Raw genomic sequence first — 22314 nt, forward strand, 5'->3', positions numbered from 1 at the left:
CACACCTCAGAACAGAAAGTAACGCTGCGCAAGCGGCAGCTCGGTTGCGGCTTCACAGGTCAGCAGAACGCCATCGGCCCGCACTTCATAGGTTTCGGGGTTCACTTCGATCTGCGGGGTCGCATTGTTCAGCAGCATATCGGCTTTGCCGATATTGCGGGTGCCGGACACGGGCAGGCAGGCCTTGCCAAGCCCAAGCCGCCCCGCCACATCCTCTTGCATCGCGGCGTCAGATACGAAGGTCACGGCGCTTGCCATGCGGTTCTTGCCCAAGGCGGCGAACATCGGGCGCGAATACATCGGCTGCACGGGGATAGAGCCGTTCGGGTCCCCCATCTGGGCGCAAACGATACTGCCCCCCAGCAGCACCATGTCCGGCTTGGCCCCGAAAAACGCGGGCGACCACAGCACCAGATCGGCGCGCTTGCCTTCGGCGATGGACCCGATATGCGCTGAGAGGCCATGGGTGATGGCAGGGTTGATCGTGTATTTCGCGACATAACGGCGAGCACGCAGGTTGTCGTTTTCGCCCAACTCCCCCTCCAGCCGCCCGCGCTGCACCTTCATCTTATGCGCGGTTTGCCAGGTGCGGGTAATAACCTCGCCCACCCTTCCCATCGCCTGACTGTCCGACGAGATGATCGAAAAGGCACCCATATCGTGCAGGATATCCTCGGCCGCGATGGTTTCGCGGCGGATACGGCTTTCGGCAAAGGCGATATCTTCGGGGATGGACCGATCAAGGTGATGGCAGACCATCAGCATATCCAGATGCTCTTCGATCGTGTTGGAGGTATAGGGGCGGGTGGGGTTGGTAGAGGAAGGGATGACGTTGGAACTGCCCACCACGCGGATAATATCGGGCGCATGGCCGCCGCCCGCGCCTTCGGTGTGAAAGGCGTGGATGGTGCGGCCCCGAATGGCCGCCAAGGTGTTTTCCACAAAGCCGGATTCGTTCAGCGTGTCGGTGTGAATCATCACCTGCACATCCATCTGGTCGGCCACCGTCAGGCAGCAGTCAATCGCGGCAGGCGTGGTGCCCCAATCTTCGTGCAGTTTCATCGCGCAGGCGCCCGCGCGCACCATTTCCACCAAGGCTTCGGGCTGCGAGGCGTTGCCCTTGCCCGCCAGCCCAAGGTTCACGGGCAAGCTGTCAAAGGCTTGCAACATCCGCCCGATATGCCACGGCCCCGGCGTGCAGGTGGTGGCCAGCGTGCCATGCGCGGGGCCGGTGCCGCCGCCCAGCATGGTGGTGATGCCGGAATGCAGCGCATCCTCGATCTGTTGCGGGCAGATGAAATGGATATGCGCGTCAAAGCCGCCCGCAGTCAGTATCCGCCCCTCACCTGCGATGATTTCGGTGCCGGGGCCGATGATGATATCCACCCCGTTTTGGGTATCGGGGTTGCCCGCCTTGCCGATCTTGTGGATCAACCCGTCACGCAGGCCCAGATCAGCCTTGTAGATGCCGGAGTGATCCAGGATCAGCGCATTGGTGATGACGGTATCCACCGCACCACCCGCCCGGCTGATCTGGCTTTGGCCCATGCCATCGCGGATCACCTTGCCGCCGCCGAATTTCACCTCTTCGCCGTAGGTTGTCAGATCCCGCTCCACCTCGATGATCAGATCGGTATCGCCAAGGCGGATACGGTCGCCGGTGGTCGGGCCATACATCGCGGCATAATCCGCGCGGGCAATACGAGTGGACATTTACAAATCTCCCATGACGGCGGCGTTAAAGCCAAAGACCCGCCGCGCGCCACCGAAAGGCACCAAGGCCACCTCGCGGCTTTGGCCGGGTTCAAAGCGGATGGCGGTGCCTGCGGCGATGTTCAGCCGCATCCCCCGCGCCGCCGCGCGATCAAACGACAGGCCCGCGTTGGTTTCGGCGAAATGGTAATGGCTGCCGACCTGAATGGGCCTGTCGCCGGTATTGGCGATCATCAGGGTCAGAACGGGCTTGCCGGTGTTCAGCTCAATCTCACCTGCGGCGGTGATCACTTCTCCGGGGATCATTTGGCGCGGCCTTTGCGCAGATAGGCCGCCGCCCCCACAGCCAGAACGACCGCAGCCGCGATGGCCAGATGGTCCGGTTCTGTCACCAGATGCCACAGGTTTTGCAGCACCGATTGGGCCGCGTGGTCGCCTGCATGGGCAAAAGCGGCGCTTGGCAAAAGGGCGAAAAGGGTCAGGCTGTGGCGCATCAGGGGCCTCCTATCGGATGGGGTGGTGAACGGTGACAAGCTTGGTGCCATCGGGAAATGTGGCCTCTACCTGCACCGAATGGATCATTTCGGGGATGCCAGACATGCATTGATCGGCGGTGATCACATGCGCACCCGCCTGCATCAGATCCGCGACAGAGCGGCCATCGCGCGCGCCTTCCACCACGAAATCCGAGATCAGGGCAATCACTTCGGGGTGGTTCAGCTTGACGCCGCGCGCCAATCGGTTACGCGCGACCATGGCGGCAAGGCTGATCATCAGCTTTTCACGCTCTCGCGGGGTCAGGTTCATCTTATACTCCTTGCAATTGCCAGACGCGGGGCAGGGGGGCTGTGCGCAAGACGCGCAAAATCCGGGCGATCTGACGTTTGAGCGGCCAGCCATCATGGGCCAGCACCCGCGCCACGCATTTGCCATCCCAGCCAGAGGCTGCGGCGCGCGTGCCGGGTTCATCCAACACCTGCCGCAGCGGGCCAAGCGCATCCTCGGCCCCCGCACCCAGCAGCGCGATCACGGCAAAGGCGCGGGCATCGCCCAGCAGCGCGGGGGAGGCCATGCGTGCCAGACCCTCTGGCCCCAGCCGCACGCTATCGGCCCAGATCGGGCGGCCTGCGCAGGTCACAAGCCGTTGGTCCAGCAGCCGCGCGTCAGTCAGCCGCTCGCGCATGGCATGGCGGCCCAGCACCACGCTTTCCACCAAAAGGCAGCGCGCGCCCGGTTCCAGATCAATCCGGGTATCCCGGTGCAGGTTGCTGTTTTCAAACAGAATGGTTTCTTGCGGCAGCCAATCCAACCGCCCGCCTGCCCCCACGCGCGCCGTCACCCGCGCCTCGGCGGCAAGGCCACGGCTGGCATAGGCCCGCTCGGCGGTTTGGGTGGTGGCGGTCACACAAACCCCGTCGCCCAGCGTCAACTCATAGTGCAAGCGGTCCTGATCCGTCAGCCCGCCTGCGGTGTTGAGAAAGATCACCTCAGACGGGTCGCGGCGATGATGCGGCATGAAGGCTTTGGCGCAACCGCTTTGCCGCAGGTCAAGCAAGCGTTGCCCTGCCTCGCCCCGCTCAATACGGGCCATGCCAAAGCGGGCCATGGCATGCCCATGGCTGCGCTGCATCATCGGAAGGGGGTGTGTTGCATACATCTGGCGGGGTTCCTGTTGCCGCCACTGAACCAGCGCGGGGCGCGGAACAGAATGGGGCGGGCGGCCCGGCGGCGGTGCAAAGCCGGGTTTGGCCTGCGGCTTGCTGAAAATATGGGCGGGCTGTCTAAAAAACGCGCAGCATCTGGATGCGTGTGCCCCGCGCATGGGGCCTTTCCAGCCGCAACGACTTGGCGCTATGGTTCGCGCAGCGCCGATCCTGGCGACAGATGAAAGGACCCCCGATGCTGATCGGTATTCACCCCCTTCTTTCGCCCGACCTGTTGCATGCGCTGGCCGCGATGGGCCATGGCGATGAGATCGCCATCGTGGACGCCAATTTCCCCGGCACGACCTGCGCGCGCCGCCTGATCCGCATGGAGGGCGTTTCGGCCACCGCGGCGCTGGAGGCGGTGCTGACGCTGCTGCCACTGGACAGCTATGTGCCACATCCCGCCAATGTGATGCAGGTGGTCGGCGATGCCGAGGCCGTGCCCCCAGCGGTGGCTGATTTCACCCGCATCATCGGCACGCGTGGCAAGGTCGGCTCGGTCGAACGCTTTGCCTTTTATGAACGCGCCAAGGCTTGTTTTGCCATTGTGCAAACCGGTGAGGGGCGGCTTTACGGCAATGTCATCCTGACCAAAGGGGTCATTCCGGCCTGATCGCGATCACTCTGGCGCGATCAGCGCATTGCCCCGAAGCGAAGCCAAAAGCGTTTCCTTCGAGGTGCGCAGATGCGCGGCGGCGGCCTGCACCGCTGCTGCCTCATCCCCGCTGCGCAAGGCGTGGATAATTGCCAGATGTTCACCAATCGCCGCCGCATTGCGATCCCGCTCCATCCGCTTGTCCCATTGATAGTGGTAGTGGAAAATCAGCGTGATAACCTTTTGGAACTGTTTGACAAACCGGTTCTGCACGACCGAGGTGATGGCACTGTGAAACGCCTCATCCAGCGGAGAGAAGGCGTGAAAATCCCGGTCAATCCGCGCGGCCAGATCAATATGCTGCGCCTCCAGCGCGGTCAGTTGCGCCCAGATCGGATGGCCGGGCGGCAAGGCCACCAGCACGCGCACGGCATTCAATTCCAGCACCGCGCGAAATTCGGACAATTCAATCGCATATTCGGCGGTAAAGCCCAGCAACAGCCAGCCCCCGCGCGGGCGGCGGGCGACAAGGCCAAACTGGCTGAGGCCGGACAGAAACTCTTGCAACACATGCGGCGGGACCGAGAATTCCTTGGCCAGCTTCGCCACATTCAGGGGCGTTCCGGCCGGCACGTCAAAGCGCAGCACCCATTGCAGAAAGCGCCGCTCCAATTCATCGCGGGGCAGATATTCATCGCGCATTGCCAGCTTGTCCTGGCCGGAAGGCGCGCGCAGGATGGTTTTCTTGCGCCCCTCCCATGCAATCAGCCCGATATCGGCAAAGGCCGTCAGCACCGCGCGCACTGTGGTGCGGCTGATGTTCAACTGCTCGGCCAGTGTCAGCTCGGGCGGCAAGTCGCTGCCAATCTCTGCTTTCGCTATCACCGTCAGCAAATCCTGATAGGCCAGCCGAAACCGATCATCCGTGCGCGCCATGCCTGTGCTGCCCCTTTCCCCTATTGTTTTTTGTATAAAAAAATAAAAAACAATAGGCAAGACAAAGCGGGGCTGATTACATAAAGGAACGGACAAAAACGAATCTGCGGTAGGGGAGGACCAATGATCGGGCAGGCCGACACCATGCTTTGCGGCACCTGCGTTGCACCGGGCAAGTTCGCCTTGGTTCCCCAGCCTATGCCGCAGGCCGCCCCCGAAGGTTGGGTGCTGGTTGATACCGCCGCTGTCGGGATTTGCGGCACCGATTACCATATCTTTGACGGCAAGCACCCGTTTCTGGCCTATCCCCGCGTCATCGGGCATGAGCTTTCGGCCCATGTCGCACAGGATGCGGGGCCGTGGCGCAAGGGGCAGTTGGTGGTGGTGAACCCCTATCTGGCCTGCGGGGCCTGCCGGGCCTGTCAGCGCGGCAAGCCCAATTGCTGCACAAAGATCGAAGTTTTGGGCGTGCATCGCGATGGCGGGCTGTGCGCGCGCTTTGCGGTGCCGCAGGGCAATCTCTATCCCGCCGATGGGCTGACCCCGCGTCAGGCCGCGATGGTGGAGTTTCTGGCCATTGGCGCACATGCGGTGGCGCGGGCAGATGTCGCACAGGGCGATCTGGCGCTGGTCACGGGGGCGGGGCCGATTGGGCTGGGCGCGGCCCTGTTTGCCCGTCTGGCCGGGGCCGAGGTGCATGTGCTGGATGCCAGTGCCGAACGTCTGGCCGCCGCGCGTGGCTTTGGCTTTGACGCGGGCTTTTTGCCGGGGCAGTCACTGCCCGCGCCCGAAGGCTATGACGTGGTGTTTGATGCCACCGGAAACGCCCGCGCGATGGAGGCAGGCTTTGCCCATGTCGCCCATGGTGGGGCCTATGTGCTGGTCAGCGTGGTGCGCGACGATATCACCTTTTCCGACCCGGAATTCCACAAGCGCGAAATGCGGTTGATTGGCAGCCGCAACGCCCTGCGCGCGGATTTTGAGGGGGTGATGGCCGCCCTGCGCGATGGACGGATTGATGCGGCCAAGCTGGAATCCGAAGTGTTGGCGCTGGCCGATCTGCCCGCGCGCTTGCCGGAACTGGTGGCGCAGCGCGATGCGATCATCAAGGTGATCGTCGATTTCACCGCAGGGGGCGGCGCATGACCGATCTTGTCAACATGCAAGGGATCGAGAAATTCTTTCCCGGTGTCCACGCCTTGCGCGCAGTGCAGTTTGATCTGGTCGCCGGAGAGGTGCATGCCCTTATGGGCGAGAATGGCGCTGGAAAATCCACGCTGATGAAGGTGATGTCGGGCATCTATCAACCCGATGGCGGCAGGATTGAAGTTGCGGGGCAGCAGGTCATCATCAACGGCCCCCGCGCGGCGCAAGACCTTGGGATTGGTATTATCCATCAAGAGCTTGCACTGATGAATGACCTGACGGTCGCGCAGAATATCTTTATTGGCCGCGAACCCCGCCTGCGCTTTGGCCGCTTGGATGAGGCGGCGCTGAACGCGCAGGCCGAGGCGATTTTCGCCCAGATGAAAGTGCGCATCGACCCGCGCGCCGAGGTGCGCAGCCTGTCGGTTGCCAAGCAACAGATGGTGGAAATCGCCAAGGCGCTGTCGTTCAAATCCCGCATCCTGATCATGGATGAACCCACCGCCGCGCTGAATGATGCCGAAACCAATGAGCTGTTTACCATCATCCGCCAATTGCGGGCCGAAGGCGTGGGGATTGTCTATATCAGCCACAAGATGGATGAGATCAAACGCATTTCCGACCGGGTGACGGTGATGCGCGATGGGTCGTATGTGGGCACGGTGGCGGCCGCCGACACGCCGATTTCGACCATCATTTCGATGATGGTGGGGCGCGAGTTGGAAGCCGTGCATGTCGATATCCCCGATCTTTCTGCCGCGCCGATGGCGCTGGAGGTGAAGGGCCTGACCCGTGGCCGCATGGTGCGCAATGTCACCTTTTCTCTGAAACAGGGTGAGATTCTGGGCTTTGCGGGGTTGATGGGGGCCGGACGCACCGAAGTCGCCCGCGCGATTTTTGGTGCCGACCCGCGGGAGGCGGGCGAGATCATGGTGCATGGCAAACCGGTGCAGATTGCCAGCCCCAAGGATGCGGTGGCCGCAGGCATCGGCTATCTGTCCGAAGACCGCAAGCATTTCGGCCTCGCGCTTGGGTTGGACCTGCGCGACAATATCGCCATGGCCAGCCTGCCGCGTTTTGGCAATGGCTTGGGCGTGCTGGATGATGCAGCCCTGTCAAAAGTGGCGGATGAATACATCCAGACCCTTGCCATCCGCACCCCTTCGGCGCGGCAAGAGGTGCGGCTGCTGTCGGGCGGCAACCAGCAAAAAGTGGTGATCGCCAAGTGGTTGCTGCGCGATTGCGATATCCTGATCTTTGACGAACCCACCCGCGGCATCGACGTTGGTGCCAAGGCCGAGATTTACCGGCTTTTGCAATCGCTGGCGGCGCAAGGCAAAGCCGTGATCGTGATCAGCGCCGAATTGCCCGAAGTGCTGCGCCTGTCGCATCGCATCGCGGTGATGTGCGAGGGCCGTCTGACCGGGATTTTGCCGGGAGGGCCGCAAACCTCGCAAGAAGATATCATGCATCTGGCCACCCTGCGGGCCGATGAAGAGACAGGAGCCATGGCATGACAACCGCCCCCGATCTTTCCGCCGCCCCGAAGATCCGCAAAGCCTCTGGCGCGCAGCAAAAGCTTCTGGCCTTCGCCAGCCTGATCGTGCTGTTGGCCTTCTTTTCCATCGCCTCGCCCAATTTCATGCAAACATCGAACATCATTGCGATTTTGCAGGCAACCTCGGTCAATGGCGTGCTGGCGATTGCGGCCACGCTGGTTATCATCACCGGCGGGATTGACCTGTCGGTCGGCACGCTGATGACCTTTTGCGCGGTGATCGCGGGGGTGGTGTTGACCTATCTGGGCATGCCGATGGCGCTGGGCGTGATTGCGGCCATCGGGGCAGGGGCCTGCTGCGGGCTGATTTCCGGCACGCTGGTGGCCAAGATGAAAATCCCACCGTTCATCGCCACGCTGGGCATGATGCTGATATTGAAAGGCCTGTCGCTGGTGATCTCGGGCACCAAACCGATTTACTTCAACGACACGCCGAATTTCTACAAAATCTCTACCGGGTCGATCATCGGTGATGTCATCCCGGCGGTGCCGATCCCGAATGGCGTGCTGATCCTGTTCCTGCTGGCGCTGGCCATTGGCTATGTGCTCAACCGCACGGTGCTGGGCCGCTATTGCTTTGCGCTGGGGTCGAATGAGGAAGCAGTGCGCCTGTCGGGGGTGAACGCCGACGGTTGGAAAATGGCGATCTATGCGCTGGCGGGCGGGATTTGTGGCGTCGCCGGGCTGATCATCGCCTCGCGCCTGAATTCGGCGCAGCCTGCGCTGGGGCTGGGCTATGAGCTGGACGCGATTGCCGCCGTGGTGATTGGCGGCACCAGCCTTGCGGGCGGGCGCGGCTCGGTTCTGGGCACCATCATCGGCGCGCTGATCATGTCGGTGCTGCTGAACGGCTTGCGCATCATGTCGGTCGCGCAGGAATGGCAGACCGTCGTTACCGGCTCCATCATCATCATCGCGGTTTACGCCGATATGATGCGGCGGCGCAGAATGACCTGATTTCAAAAAGAAGAAGGCAAAACCTTCCGATCACCTGACACCACATCGAAAACCAAATGGGAGAGAAGACCATGATCAACAGAAGAACGCTTTTTGCCGCTGTCAGCGCCACGGCCTTGCTGGCCACCACCAGCTTTGGTCTGGCACAAGACAAGGTGTATATCCCGCTGGTATCCAAGGGCTTTCAGCACCAGTTCTGGCAAGCTGTGAAAGCCGGCGCTGACAAGGCCGCCGCCGAATTTGGCGTCGAAGTCACCTTTGAAGGCCCCGATACCGAAGCGCAGGTCGACAAGCAGATGGATATGCTGTCCGCCGCTTTGGCCAAAAACCCCACCGCCATCGGCTTTGCCGCATTGGACAGCCAGGCCGCTATTCCGCTGCTGCGTCAGGCCCAGGAAAAGGGCATCCCGGTCGTCGCCTTTGACAGTGGCGTTGACAGCGATATCCCGGTGGCCACCGCCACAACCGACAACCTTGCCGCCGCAGGCTTGGCTGCGGACAAGATGGCCGAGCTGATCGGCGGTTCGGGCAAGGTGGCACTGGTGGTGCATGACCAAACCTCGCGCACCGGGATCGACCGGCGCGATGGCTTTGTGAACCGCATGAAGGAATCGCACCCGAATATCGAGATCGTCGATATTCAATACGGCGCGGGCGACCAGTTGCAATCGACCGAGATCACCAAAGCCATGCTGACCGCGCATCCCGATATGAAGGGGATTTTTGGCGCCAACGAAGGCTCTGCCATTGGTGTGCTGAACGCGATCAAGGAAACCGGTCGGTCCGAAGTGGTGGTGATCGGCTATGACAGCGGTGCCGCGCAAAAAGCCGCGATCATGGATGGGTCGATGGCGGGCGCTATCACCCAGAACCCGGTTGGGATTGGCTATGAAACCGTGAAGGCGGCGCTGATGGCCTCTAAGGGTGAGGCGGTGCCAAAGCTGATCGACACCGGGTTCTTCTGGTATGACAAGACCAATATGGACAGCCCGGAAATCGCCGCCGTGCTTTACGATTGATCTGATGCACTGAAAACCGAGGGCGGCTTTGCGGCTTATGCCAAGGGGCCGCCCTCATTCTTGGGGGCCATAGTGCTTGGAGGCCCTGAATCTTGGGGGATCGAATGGACTTAGGCTTGAAGGACAAGGTGGTCATCGTCACCGGGGGCGGGGCGGGCATTGGCGGTGCCATCAGCCGCGCGCTGGCCCAAGAAGGGGCCATTCCCGTGATCTTTGCGCGCCGCGCCCCCGATACAGGTTTTCTGGCCGCACTTCAGGCGCTGTCGCCCCAATGCGATTGGGTGCAGGTGGAACTGTCGCAAGATGATCAGGTCCGCGCAGCCGTTGCGGCCACGCAGGCGCGCTGGGGCCAGGTTTACGGGCTGGTGAATAACGCGGGCAATAACGATGGTGTCGGGCTGGAGGCGGGGCCAGAGGCGTTTCGCGCCTCGCTGGATCAGAACCTCGTGCATTGCTATCTGCTGGCGCATCTGCTTGTCGGTGATCTGAAGGCCAGCAAAGGCGCGATTGTGAATATCTCGTCGAAAACGGCGGTGACGGGGCAGGGCAACACTTCGGCCTATGTCGCCGCCAAAGCCGCGCAACTGGGGCTGACGCGGGAATGGGCGGCGGCCCTTGCCAGTTCCGGCGTGCGCGTCAATGCCGTGATCCCGGCCGAGGTGATGACCCCGCTTTACGCCCGCTGGCTGAATTCCATGGACGACCCCGCCGCCACACTGGCCGAGATTACCGCCCGCATCCCGCTGGAAGGCCGCATGACCCAAGATGCCGAAATTGCCGCGACCACCGTTTTTGCGCTGTCGCCGCGCGCGGGCCATACCACCGGGCAATGGCTGTTTGTCGATGGCGGCTACACCCATCTTGACCGTTCGCTGACCACCCTGTCCCCCAGTGCCTGAAGGTGCACCATGACCAACCAGCCCAAGCTTCGCCTGCACCCTGACGATAATGTCGATATCGCACTGGCCGACCTGCCCGCAGGCGCAGAGGTGCCCGGCTACCGCGTGGCAGAGCCTGTCAAACGCGGCCACAAAATCGCCAATCGCGCGATTGTGGCGGGGCAGAATATCCTGCGCTACGGCCAGATCATCGGGGCGGCCACGGTGGACATCGCGCAGGGCGCGCATGTGCATGTGCATAACCTTGCCATGGCCGACCATGCGCAGGATTATGCCTTCGGCAGCGCCGCCACGCCCTTGCCCGCCATCACCGAACCACGCGTTTTCCAAGGCTATCGCCGCGCCGATGGCAAGGCGGGAACGCGCAATTATCTGGGCGTGCTGACCTCGGTCAACTGCTCCGGCTCTGTCGCGCGTTTCATCGCCGAACAGGCCGAGAAAACCGACTGGTTCCGCGCCTTGCAAAACGTCGATGGCATCGTGCCGATCGTGCATGGCTCTGGCTGCGGCATGTCGGGCGAGAATGAAGGCTATGACACCTTGTTCCGCACGCTTCAGGGCTATGCCCGCAACCCCAATTTCGCGGGGATTCTGCTGGTGGGCTTGGGCTGTGAGGTGATGCAGGTGCCCGACCTGATCGGGGCGGCGCGGATGCGCGAGGATGGCAACTTCCGCTATATGACCATCCAGCAAACCGGCGGCACGCGCCGCACGGTGGAACGCGGCGTGGAAATGCTGCGCGAAATGGCCACCAAGGCCGAGGCCTGCGCCCGGGAACCGATCCCGGTGTCGGAACTGGTGATCGGGATGCAATGCGGCGGCTCTGACGGCTATTCCGGTATCACCGCCAATCCGGCGCTGGGCGTGGCCTCTGACCTGTTGGTGCGCCATGGCGGCACCACGATCCTGTCGGAAACCTCTGAGATTTATGGCGCCGAACATCTGCTGACCCGCCGCGCCGCCTCGCCCGAAATCGGGCAAAAGCTGGTGGACCGCATCCACTGGTGGGAAGATTACACCGCCCGCAACAAGGGCGAGATGAACAACAACCCCAGCCCCGGCAACAAACGCGGCGGGCTGACGACGATTCTGGAAAAATCCCTGGGCGCGGTGGCCAAAGGCGGCACGGCCCCCTTGGCCGGGGTTTATCTTTTTGCCGAACCGATCACGACCAAGGGCTTTGTGTTCATGGACAGCCCCGGCTATGACCCTTGTTCGGTGACGGGGCAGGTGGCCTCGGGTGCCAATCTGATCGTGTTCACCACCGGGCGCGGGTCGGTGTCCGGCTACAAGCCCGTGCCTTGCATCAAGGTTGCCACCAATACCGATATGTTCACCCGGATGGAGGAGGACATGGACATCAACACCGGGGATATCATCGACCAGGATGTGACGCTGGCCGCCAAAGGGGCCGAAATGTTTGAACTTTTCATCCGCGTCGCCTCTGGCGAGGTCACAAAATCCGAAGCTTTGGGCTTTGGCGGGGCCGAATTCGTGCCATGGCAAATCGGCGCGGTGATGTAGCGATGGAATTTCTGGATACGCATCAACATCTGATCTACCGCGACCACCTGCGCTATGGCTGGACGGCCGGTATCCCCGCGCTGGCGCAAGGCGATTTCACGCTGGAAGATTACGCGGCCCTGACAGTAGGGCAAGGCATCACTGGCACCCTGTTCATGGAGGCCGGGGTGGATGATGCCGATTACCAAGCCGAGGCGCGGTTTATCGCGGGTAAGATCGGGGGCGCGCTGCTGGGGCAGATCGCCTCTTGCCGGCCCGAAGTGGATGCGGGGTTTGACGCTTGGCTGGAGGAATGTGATGCACTGGGCGTCAAAGGCTTTCGGCGCATCTTGCATGTGATGCCGGATGATCTGTCCCGCACCGAAACCTTCCGCCGCAATCTGCGCAAGATCGGGACGCGGGGATTGCCCTTCGATCTTTGCGTTCTGGCCCGCCAGCATGGTCTGGCGCTGGAGTTGCTGCGCGCCTGCGACAATCAGATTTTCGTGCTGGACCACTGCGGCGTGCCCGATATCGCAGGCGGCACTTTCGCGCCTTGGGCGGCCTCTCTGCGGGCGCTTGCCGCCCATCCGAACCTGTATTGCAAGCTTTCCGGCATCACCGCCTATTGCGCGCCGGGGCAGGGCGAGGCCGCCGACCTCGCGCCATGGGTCGCGCATGTGCTGGAGTGTTTCGGCCCGAAGCGGATGGTCTGGGGCAGCGACTGGCCTGTCGCCAACCTCGGCGCGGGCCTGCCGAAATGGCTGGATCAGAGCCGTGCGTTGCTGGCGCCCCTCAGCCCGGATGAGGCCGCCGGCATCACCGAACAAACAGCGCGCCGCGTCTATGGCCTGTGACGGGCCCGCCGCCCCGGCTTTCGCACCGCGCCTGGCACCTGTGCCCCCAGTGATGACCTTCCCGCCGCCGCTGAACGCCTTGCATCGCAGCCGCAGGAACCAACAATAACTGTCTGAAAACAAGTAAATAAACCCCGCACTGTTCGCCGCCGCCCCAGGTTTCCGACCCCCATTCCGCATTTCTCAAAAAATATGCAGAAAGGTTCTGGACGCCCCCGTTCGCAGTTGCTATATGCCTCCTCGTGTTCCGGCGTAGCTCAGCGGTAGAGCAGTTGACTGTTAATCAATTGGTCGTAGGTTCGATCCCTACCGCCGGAGCCAAAATCTCTTATAGAGAGCAATGGCATAAGGGCCGCTCATCAGAGCGGCCTTTGTCGTTTCTGGCAGGTTCTGCAACAACTCTACAAATTTAGGCAATTTTCGTGCCGTCAAGCCGCGACGGCTTGATGGCTTCTCGTGCTGCGGGTTGCTCTGGGTCGGAGTCCGAATTTCTGGTGAGGCCACGGTTGCGCCGTCTAGCTCTGGCGCAGCGGTTCTGATCTTGCATGGGCTTGTAGCACCCCAACCCGTCGAAGCATCGGCTTAATATCTTTTGGCCTCTCAGATTTATCAGCCATCGTTTCCATCCTTTTGAAACGGGCAGGATTATTTCCCAATTAGAGATGGCTTTGGTGGTGGGCATTCTAGGCTGAATATGGGCGTTGCGCCAAGAGTCGTGGTCCGGCCCCGCAATTTGAGCTTTGTAATCAATAGGGTTTCTCCTTTAAGCTTATAAAGAAAAATAAATACAATTTAAGCGTGTAGATTTTTTTCCAGAAAAATTGAATTTAGATTGTTAAGAAAACGTAAATTGTCGGCTAGCGTGATTGAGAGAGCTTGGATTCGGTTTCGTCGTATAGTTCCCGCACGGCATTGCTGTGCTTGATTTTAAGTTTGGGTCCAGGCGCCGACTGCTGCATAGTGGGGGTCTTCAATTTAAACAGGAATAACGCCAGTAAGTCTGGCGATGAAAACATTTGCGCTATTTGCCCTTTGTCCGATGGTCATATGCCACTGTTTTCATACATAAAAATTGATGACCTGCCTTCGCGCCAGTCGCTGTAGGCAAGACGTGCCCGTTTAGGCGCGCAATGACATTTAACCGTTTCATACACCCGGAGATATACCAATGGCCGCCATCAACTCAGTCAGCCTCGCGTCACCCCAGGATACCTACACTGCGGGCGAAAGCTTTAACATTTTCCTGACATTTGACGGCCCCGTTGATATTAGCTTGAATGGCGGATCAATCGGTCTGGTGCTGGATGGCGGATTGACGGCGATTTTTACCGGCACAGTGACATTGGTCGGAACGACTTATCTGCAATTCACATATGTCGTGCAGGCCGGGAATGAAGTCAGCGATGTGGATGTGCCCGCTGGATCGCTGATCCTGAATGGTGGTGCCACGATCTTCAACGCTGGCACGTCCACGCCTGCGAATGTCACAGTGCCTGCCACAGACCTGACCGGGTTGGAGGTTGATGCCTTTGCCGCTGCGCCGGCTGTCGCGCTGAACACTGATGCCGGGACAAGCGGCAGCGATGGTTTGACCAATGACTCGGTGGTGAATGTCAGCCTTGCAGCAGATGCGGTCAGCTGGGAATATCAAATCAACGGCGGCGGTTGGAACACCGGCACCGGCACCAGTTTCGATCTTGGGGCGACCGATGGCACATTTACAGTGCAGGTGCGCCAGACTGATGAAGTGGGCAATACATCTGCCATCACCACGCAAACCTACACGATCGACAAGACCTTGGGGGATATTTCCGCCACCAATCTCATTTTGGATAACGACAGTGGCACGCCGGGCGATCATGTGACAAAGGCCACGTCCCGCTACTTCCAGTTTGAAGTGCCCACGGTAGGGGTAGAGGTTGGCGATACCCTGACACTCTTCCGCGATGGCGTGGCTGTGCTTACCCGCCCCATCGCCAGCGGCGAGGCTGGCACCACGATCTTGCTTGACGATATCGATTCCGTCGTGGACGGCGACTATGACTATCACGTCGTGCTGACCGATGCGGCGGGCAACCAAAGCACGTCAGTCACCACAACTGTGACCCAGGACACCACGGTCGCCCTGCTGGCGGCTCCGGTTCTGGCCGATGGCGACGACACAGGCGCGTCAGACAGCGATGGGGTGACTAACTTTTCCACCGTGTCGATCGATGTGGCCTTTGGGCCCGGCGGTGCCGTGGGCGATACTGTAACGCTTGTCATCGATAGCATCGATTTCGCTTCTGTTGTGCTGGATTCCGCCGCTATTATGGCCGGCAAGGTCACCTTTGCCGGTGTCCCGCTGACCGAAGGCAGCCACGTCCTGGAAGGGCGGACCGTTGATGCCGCAGGCAATACTCTCATCTCGACCACCGGCACCGTCGTGCTGGACACCGTTGAGCCCATCGCCCCGACGATCACCGTGGCCGATCCGGTCTCGGTATCCGGGACCGACATCGACATCACCGGCATCCCCGGCGATGCTGTCAGCGGCACCGTCACCCTGACCGATTCCATGAGCAATGTGGTCACCTACACTCTGACCGCGGGCGATCTGTCGGCGGGCAGCGTTTCCCTTGACGCAAGCGATTTCGCGAATTTCAACACCTTGGTCAGCGGGCAGATCACCGTGTCGGTCGACGTGAAAGACATCGCCGGCAACGCCGGGACCGGCGTCAGTGCTTTCGAACTGGACATTTCGGCGGACGAGGAAGGCGCAACTCTGTCCGTCAGCTTTGACGACGGCGACGGATTCATCAACGCGGCCGATGCCGGTGTCGGCCTGGCCCTGACGGTCGACGGGCTGGACAGCGATGCCACCGGGACGCTGGTTGTCACGTCCAGCGGCGGCGGATCGGTTTCCGTGGCGGTGAACGGCAACGACCCCATCTTCTTTGACAGCACGGAAATCATGGCCCTGAGCGATGGCGTGCTGACCGCGACCTTGACCGTGGCCGACGATGTGGGCAATTCGGCCACCGCGACCTCCACGATCACGCTGGACACCACCGCGCCGGCGACCCCGACGCTGACCGTGGCATCCGACAGCGCCATCGGCGACGAAGACGGCATCCTGAACGACGCCACCCCGATCGTCACGATCCAGGCCGAGGCGGGATCGACCGTCCAGGTGTTCAACGGCGGCACCCTTGTCGGCACCGCGACCGAAACGGCCGAGCCGGGCGTGTTCACCCTGACCCCGACCCTGGCCGATGGCCTTTACAACCTCTCGGCGGTGGCCACCGATGCGGCGGGCAACGCGGCAACATCGGCCGCCGTTCCGGTCGAGATCAACGCGCTTGACCCCGAGGTCTATCGCTTTGTCAACGGCGGCGTGCCGGTCACGGTGACCGGGCCGGGCACCAAGGGCACCGGCACCGCCACTGAACGGGCAGATGGCGCAGCGAACGAGAACATCGGTAACGTCACCGCCACCGGCCAGATCCTGTTCGAGGATGTGCCCACAGGCGTCGCGCATATTGTTGGCGTGTCGCCGATAACGCCGAATGCGCCGGGCCTGTTCTCAGCCGCTTTGACCACTTCTGCGACCGTGGCCAATAGCGGCAAGGGCATGGTTACCTGGACTTTTTCCGTGGCCGACAGCACGCTGGATGGCCTGGGGCAGGGGGATACCGCCAGCTTTGACTACGCCGTCACGATCATCGACAACGACGGAAACTCCAGCCAGGTGACCGTGACCGTCACCGTCAGCGGCACCAATGACGTGCCCGTCGTCACCGTGAACCCCGTCAACACGACCGTGAGCGAGATCGCGCATGCCAGCGCCCAGGCGATCAGCGCCACCGGCGTGCTGAACATCAGTGACGCCGACGTGGGCAAGACCTTCGGCGCCCAGACCACCGATGCCGACATCCTGACGGCCGTCGCCGCCACCGATGCCACGGCGACCCTGGACGGCGGCGCGGTTCCGGCCGCGATCATGGCCGATGTCGCCGGGTTGCTTGCTGCGGGCAACCTGACCTTTGGCGGGCCCACCGCTGCCAATGCCGGGTCGCCGCAAATCGCCTATACCTACAGCACGACCGCCGCCCTTGATTTCCTGGCGGAGGGCGAGGTTCTGGTGCTGACCTATATGGTACAGGTCAACGATGGCACGGCCAATTCGGTGGCCAAGCCCCTGACCGTGACAATCACCGGCACCAATGACGCACCCCAAATCACCACCGGTCCGGCCACCTTCGATACCGATGAAACTGATGGCGTGCTGATCGAGACCGGGTCCTTCTCGGTCGAAGATCTGGACGTGTCCGACACCGTGACCGCCGCCGTCAGCGTTGCCTCGGTCACCGGCGATGCCGGTCCGCTGACGACGGCCAATGTGGCGTCGTTCCTTGAGGTCAACGCGGGCAATGTGATCGCCAACACTGCCACCACCGGCACCGTGAACTGGACCTTTACCAGCTTGGCCGACACCTTCGATTACCTCAGCGAAGGCGATGAGGTGGTGATCACCTATAATGTCACCGTCACCGACAGCGAAGGCGTGCCATCGGCACCCCAGACGGTCACGGTCACCGTCACCGGCACCAACGACCAGCCGGTGATCGGGGCGGGCGATATCGCGGCCTCGGTGTCCGAAGACGTGGTGGACATGGCGACCGAGCTGACGGCAAGCGGCACGATCGCCTTCAGCGACATCGATCTGAACGATACATTCAGCGTGGCTGACACCACGGGCACGATCACGCCTTTGGGTGGCGCAACGGTCAGCACCGACCTGACAAACGCGCTTCAGGATCCTGCTGCCTTCGTGGCCTCGGTCAATGGCACGGATATCGACTGGAACTTCACGCTCGATCCGTCCGTGGCCCAGTATCTGGCCGACGGCGAGAGTGTTCAGGTGCAATACGAAATCGACCTGACCGACAGTTCCGCTGCGGCGAACGACAGCGCGACCCAGATCGTCACCATCACGATCACCGGCGCCAATGACGATCCCACGATTACCGTGGGGGGCATGGACTCCGTCTCGGCCAATCTGACCGAAACCAACCTGGGCCTGACCGCCGACGGCACCCTCAGCGTCGAGGATATCGATGTCACCGACATTGTCAGCGGCTCGACCAGCTTTACCAGCGCGGATGCGTCGGGCGGTGTTGTCGTGCCCGGCCTCAACTTCGCGGCGATGTTCGATCTCGACATGACTGCACTGATCGGCGACGCGGCCACCACCGGCACCGCCACCTGGGAGTTCGACAGCGGCAGCGAAGCGTTCAATTTCCTGCCCCTGAATGAAACCCTGACCCTGACCTATGCGGTTGAAGTGCAGGATGGAAACGGCGGAACCGCGTCGATCCCGGTGACCATCACCATCGCCGGCACCAATGACGGCGCCACCATCGCGGGCAACACGGGCGGTTCGGGGACCGAGGACAGCGGCACGCCGATCACCGGCACGGCGACGGCCACGGATGTCGACAACCCCGATAACCTGTTCGTGGCGGTCACGAGTGGCGCCGCCACCTACGGCACCTTCACCGTGGGCGCCAATGGCGACTGGGCCTATACCATCAACGACACCCACCCCGACGTGGATGCCCTGAACGTCGGCGACAGCCTGAGCGACAGTTTCACCATCACCTCTGTCGACGGCACCACGGCGACGGTCAACGTCACGATCGACGGCGCTAATGACGCTGCCATCATCTCGGGCAACCTGTCGGGGACGGGGACCGAGGACAGCGGCGCGGCGATCACCGGCACGGCGACGGCCGCGGATGTGGACAACGACGATAACACCTTCCAGGAGGTCACCAGCGGTTCTGCCGCCCACGGCACCTTTACCGTCGCCACGAACGGCGCCTGGACCTATACCATCAACGACGCCGATCCGGTGGTGAACGCGCTGCCCGATGGCGTGACCCTGAGCGACAGCTTCACCATCACGTCCGAGGATGGCACGACCCAGACCGTCAACATCACCATCACCGGTGCCAATGACGTGCCGACGCTGAACGTGGCCGGGATTACCGAGATCGCGGACCAGACCGAAGACACGGCCTTTACCGTCACCGTCGCCGAACTGCTGGAAGGCTGGAGCGATGTGGACACCGACACCGTTTTGACCGTCAATGGCGTGAGCGTGGCCAATGCCACCGTCACTCAGGACGGCGACACCTATACCATCACACCTGACCTCAACTTCAACGGCACCCTGACCATCGATTACAACGTGAACGATGGCCATGGCGACACCGCCGCGACCCGCACGGTGCAGGTGCTGGCGGTGGACGATCCCGACACCATCGTGACCGAATCCAACCTGAACCCGGCGGTTCTGACCCCGGGCGGCGACCTGCTGATCGGTTCGGGCATTCCGGGCGACAACGGTTCCTGGGTCGTGGCGACGGATGCGGCCGATGCGCCGGGGGTCGAGATCGGCATGAACGTGTCGCTGCGCTTTACCGGCGGCCTTACCGTCGATCCGCAGGATCCAACGGGGCAAACCTTTGTCGCGCCGGTGGGCGCGGCAGGCGGCACCCCGCAGGACAACACGGGGACCACAGACGACGATGGCTGGGCACGGTGGAACTTCCAGGTGTCCGTTGCCGCCGACACGGATAACGATGGCGGCACCCTTGCCGACTTCGATTATACCTTCACGATCAGCAATCTTGATGCGTCGGGCACGCCCACCGGCAGCCCGATCCTGACCTTCACCATGGAAGACGTGGCAGCAGCGGCGGCAAGCTCCGCAGGTGCCCCGGGTTCGCCCGCCTTCACCGCAGCCTACGACGCCTTCCTCGCCGGAGACCTCTATCAGGGTTCGATCAACTTCGAATGGCTGTTCGCCGCCTATTCGATCCCCTTCGATCCCGCCGCCCCCGGCTATTACGAGATCTCGATCGTTGCCACCGACAAGGTGAACGACTCGAACGTGCTGGACACCCATATCAAGGTGCGCCTGAACTCGGACCCGGTTGCCAATGCTGACGCCGACGCGACCACTCTGGTCGAGGCCGGGCTGGACACCGACGGGATGACCGTGATCGGCACGGATACGACCAGCGGCAACGTGCTGGGCAACGACACCGATCCCGACACCCTGCCCACGCCCGACACGACCGAGCTGGCTGTCACATCGGTCGAGTTCGATGGCACCACCATGGCCGTGACGACTGCCGGCCCGACTATGATCATGGGCGTCTATGGCACGCTGACCATCAATGCAGACGGCACCTGGAGTTATGCTTTGGATGCGGGCGACAGTGACGCCCTGGCCGCTGGCGAGACCGCGACCGAGGTGTTCACCTATGACATCGCCGACCTCGATGGCGCGTCCAGTTCCTCGACCCTGACCCTGACCATCACGGGCAGCAACGACGCGCCCGTGATCACCGCCCAGAACGGCAATTCCAACGGCGCCGACCTGGACGAAACCAACGCCCCCAACCTGACCGCCAACGGCACCTTCGACGTCTCGGACGTGGATCTGACGGATGAGGTCGTCGTGGCAGCGACGCTGGTATCCTCGACCACCGACATTTCGGGAACCCTGCTGGATGTGGATGGCGAAGTCTTCGATCTGGCCGATTACCTGAGCGCGGCCCAGATCGGCGACATGCTGACCCTCACCGCGACCGACCCCGTCATCGACAACATGTCGACCAGCGGCACGGTCGGCTGGACCTTCGACAGCGGCACCGAAACCTTCGATTTCCTGCCCGATGGTGCAGTCCTGACCCTGGTCTATGACATCACCGTCAGCGACGGAAACGGCGGCACCGCCACCGAACAGGTGACGATCACCGTCACCGGAGCGGCCGATGGCGCCTCCATCACCGGCGACATCGCCCAGACGATCACCGAAGGCGTGGACACTGATGTCGATACCTCGGTCACCGGCGACCTGTCGGTCACCGACCCCGATTTCGCCCAGAACGGCGTGCAGCCGGCAAACCTGACCGGCACCTATGGCACGTTTGAAATCCTGGCGGACGGCAGCTGGACCTATACCATCGACAACGACCGCCCGGCGACCCAGGCGCTGACCCCCGGCAGCACGCCGACCGAGGTGTTCAACGTCGTGTCGATCGACGGCAGCGCTAACCAGAACGTGACGATCACCGTCAACGGCGCCAACGATTCGCCCTTTGTCACCGGCCAGGCTGGCGACAGCGGCGCGACCGAACTGGCCGATACCGATGGCGATACCACCCCGGCAACCCTGACCGGCACCATCGATTTCAGCGATCACGAGATCAACGACATCCACACCGTCGTCGTGGTGCCCACAGGCCCGACTGCGGCGTCCTATATCGGCAGCCTCGGCTCGGGCTTCCTCAGCACCGCGACGGGCAGTGGCTCGGGGCAGGTGCAGTGGACCTTCACCTATAACGATGCCGAACTCGACGGCTTGGGCGAGGGCGAAACCATCGTCCAGACCTACAGTATCCAGATCCGCGATCAATTGAACGCCGTAACGACTAATCAGGTGGTCACTCTCACCTTCACCGGCAGCAACGACCAGCCGGTGATCGAGTTCTCGAGCAACGGCACCGCCACCGAAATCGCCGACCAGACCGGGCAGACTGGTGACGTAACTGCAACCGGCACCATCGCATTCAGCGATATCGACGGCGGCGTGGCTGGCCTGAACGCCAGTGTCGATACCCACTCGGTTGGGTCGACTTTCATCTCGGCCACCCACAATATCAATGGCGGCCTGTCATTGGCCGAAATCGGTGCGCTGTCTTTCGGGGCGGTGAACCAGACTGGCGACTCTGTCGGCTATACCTGGACGGCGGCGGACAATGCGCTCGACTTCCTGGCCGACGGCGAAACGCTGGATCTGGTCTATGAGGTGACGATCACCGACGATAGCGGCGCCGCCAATGCCGCCAGCAACACGGTTCTGGTGACCATCACGGTAACTGGCAGCAACGATATCCCCGTCGCCACCGCTGATACAGGCGCGATAACGGAAACCGTGCCCGGCGCGGCAGTGCAGACCACCGGCGATGTGCTGGCCAATGACACCGACGCGGACGGCACCGACATGCTCGTCGTCTCCGCCGTTGTCGCGGGCACCGGCACGCCCACGGGCGGCGTCGGATCGGCGGTCGGCGGCACCTATGGCACGTTGGAACTGACGACTGCAGGCACTTGGACCTACACGCTCGATCCGGTCGCGGCTGCCGCACTTAACACCGACGACGAAGCGACCGACGTCTTCACCTACGAGGTGTCCGACGGCAAGGGCGGCACCCACACGGCGACGCTCACCATCGATATCACGGGCACGAACAACCCGGCCGTCATCGCGGGCGATCTGTCCGGGATCGGGGCCGAGGACAGCGCCGCGCCGATCACCGGCACGGCGACCTCCGCGGATGTCGACAACGACGACAACCTGTTCCAGC

The 22314-nt window shown here is 62.2% G+C and carries 15 protein-coding genes and 1 tRNA gene; 10 read left to right on the forward strand and 6 right to left on the reverse strand.

From position 1 onward, the window contains the following. Nucleotides 1-6 precede the first annotated feature (6 nt). Genes ureC through EGN72_RS07840 form a run of 5 tightly spaced genes read right to left on the reverse strand, consistent with a single transcriptional unit; the run spans nucleotide 7 to nucleotide 3370 of the window. Nucleotides 7-1713 carry an urease subunit alpha gene (gene ureC / locus EGN72_RS07820; protein WP_127046257.1) on the reverse strand — a complete coding sequence of 569 codons (1707 nt, stop codon included), beginning with the start codon at nucleotides 1711-1713 and terminating at the stop codon, nucleotides 7-9. Beyond that, entirely contained in the window at nucleotides 1714-2019 is a 306-nt protein-coding gene (locus tag EGN72_RS07825; protein ID WP_127046259.1) for an urease subunit beta, read from the reverse strand. After that, on the reverse strand, nucleotides 2016-2207 hold the full coding sequence (locus EGN72_RS07830; protein WP_127046261.1) for a HupE/UreJ family protein: 192 nt from the start codon (nucleotides 2205-2207) through the stop codon (nucleotides 2016-2018). Before EGN72_RS07830 ends, EGN72_RS07825 begins: the two co-directional genes overlap by 4 nt. 10 nt (nucleotides 2208-2217) lie before the next feature. Continuing rightward, nucleotides 2218-2520: an urease subunit gamma gene (locus tag EGN72_RS07835; protein ID WP_127046263.1), complete on the reverse strand. Its 303-nt coding sequence runs from the start codon at nucleotides 2518-2520 to the stop codon at nucleotides 2218-2220. A gap of 1 nt (nucleotide 2521) precedes the next feature. Continuing rightward, nucleotides 2522-3370 (reverse strand): urease accessory protein UreD, encoded by an 849-nt coding sequence (locus EGN72_RS07840; RefSeq protein ID WP_127046265.1) that lies wholly within the window; start codon nucleotides 3368-3370, stop codon nucleotides 2522-2524. 242 nt (nucleotides 3371-3612) lie between these two features. On the opposite strand from EGN72_RS07840, the gene EGN72_RS07845 reads away from it, so the two are divergent. Then, nucleotides 3613-4032 carry an RbsD/FucU family protein gene (locus EGN72_RS07845; RefSeq protein ID WP_127046267.1) on the forward strand — a complete coding sequence of 140 codons (420 nt, stop codon included), beginning with the start codon at nucleotides 3613-3615 and terminating at the stop codon, nucleotides 4030-4032. A gap of 6 nt (nucleotides 4033-4038) precedes the next feature. On the opposite strand, the gene EGN72_RS07850 is transcribed toward EGN72_RS07845, so the two are convergent. Beyond that, nucleotides 4039-4950 (reverse strand): FCD domain-containing protein, encoded by a 912-nt coding sequence (locus EGN72_RS07850; RefSeq protein ID WP_127046269.1) that lies wholly within the window; start codon nucleotides 4948-4950, stop codon nucleotides 4039-4041. A gap of 123 nt (nucleotides 4951-5073) precedes the next feature. Here EGN72_RS07850 and EGN72_RS07855 point away from each other — a divergent pair, with 123 nt between their 5' ends. From EGN72_RS07855 to EGN72_RS07895, 9 genes are all read left to right on the forward strand, one after another. Next, nucleotides 5074-6096: a zinc-binding alcohol dehydrogenase family protein gene (locus EGN72_RS07855; RefSeq protein ID WP_233587074.1), complete on the forward strand. Its 1023-nt coding sequence runs from the start codon at nucleotides 5074-5076 to the stop codon at nucleotides 6094-6096. After that, entirely contained in the window at nucleotides 6093-7613 is a 1521-nt protein-coding gene (locus tag EGN72_RS07860; RefSeq protein ID WP_127046271.1) for a sugar ABC transporter ATP-binding protein, read from the forward strand. Before EGN72_RS07855 ends, EGN72_RS07860 begins: the two co-directional genes overlap by 4 nt. Next, complete coding sequence (locus EGN72_RS07865) at nucleotides 7610-8611, forward strand: ABC transporter permease (protein WP_127046273.1); 1002 nt, start codon at nucleotides 7610-7612, stop codon at nucleotides 8609-8611. The genes EGN72_RS07860 and EGN72_RS07865 overlap by 4 nt, the downstream gene beginning before the upstream one ends. A gap of 71 nt (nucleotides 8612-8682) precedes the next feature. Further along, nucleotides 8683-9630 (forward strand): ABC transporter substrate-binding protein, encoded by a 948-nt coding sequence (locus EGN72_RS07870; protein WP_127046276.1) that lies wholly within the window; start codon nucleotides 8683-8685, stop codon nucleotides 9628-9630. A 104-nt stretch (nucleotides 9631-9734) separates the two neighbouring features. Beyond that, nucleotides 9735-10529 (forward strand): SDR family oxidoreductase, encoded by a 795-nt coding sequence (locus EGN72_RS07875; protein ID WP_127046278.1) that lies wholly within the window; start codon nucleotides 9735-9737, stop codon nucleotides 10527-10529. A 9-nt stretch (nucleotides 10530-10538) separates the two neighbouring features. Further along, the gene (locus EGN72_RS07880) at nucleotides 10539-12053 is read left to right on the forward strand and encodes a UxaA family hydrolase (protein WP_127046280.1); all 1515 of its coding nucleotides are present in this window, start codon (nucleotides 10539-10541) and stop codon (nucleotides 12051-12053) included. Beyond that, the gene (locus EGN72_RS07885; RefSeq protein ID WP_199743723.1) at nucleotides 12029-12889 is read left to right on the forward strand and encodes an amidohydrolase; all 861 of its coding nucleotides are present in this window, start codon (nucleotides 12029-12031) and stop codon (nucleotides 12887-12889) included. Before EGN72_RS07880 ends, EGN72_RS07885 begins: the two co-directional genes overlap by 25 nt. Before the next feature lie 246 nt (nucleotides 12890-13135). After that, a tRNA-Asn gene (locus EGN72_RS07890) sits at nucleotides 13136-13210 on the forward strand. Nucleotides 13211-14057: 847 nt separating this feature from the next. Continuing rightward, nucleotides 14058-22314, forward strand: an 8257-nt coding sequence (locus tag EGN72_RS07895; RefSeq protein WP_127046282.1) for a VCBS domain-containing protein, incomplete at its 3' end; no start/stop codon positions are given.

It is taken from the genome of Pseudorhodobacter sp. E13, from assembly GCF_003991405.1.
Classification (GTDB): domain Bacteria; phylum Pseudomonadota; class Alphaproteobacteria; order Rhodobacterales; family Rhodobacteraceae; genus Pseudorhodobacter.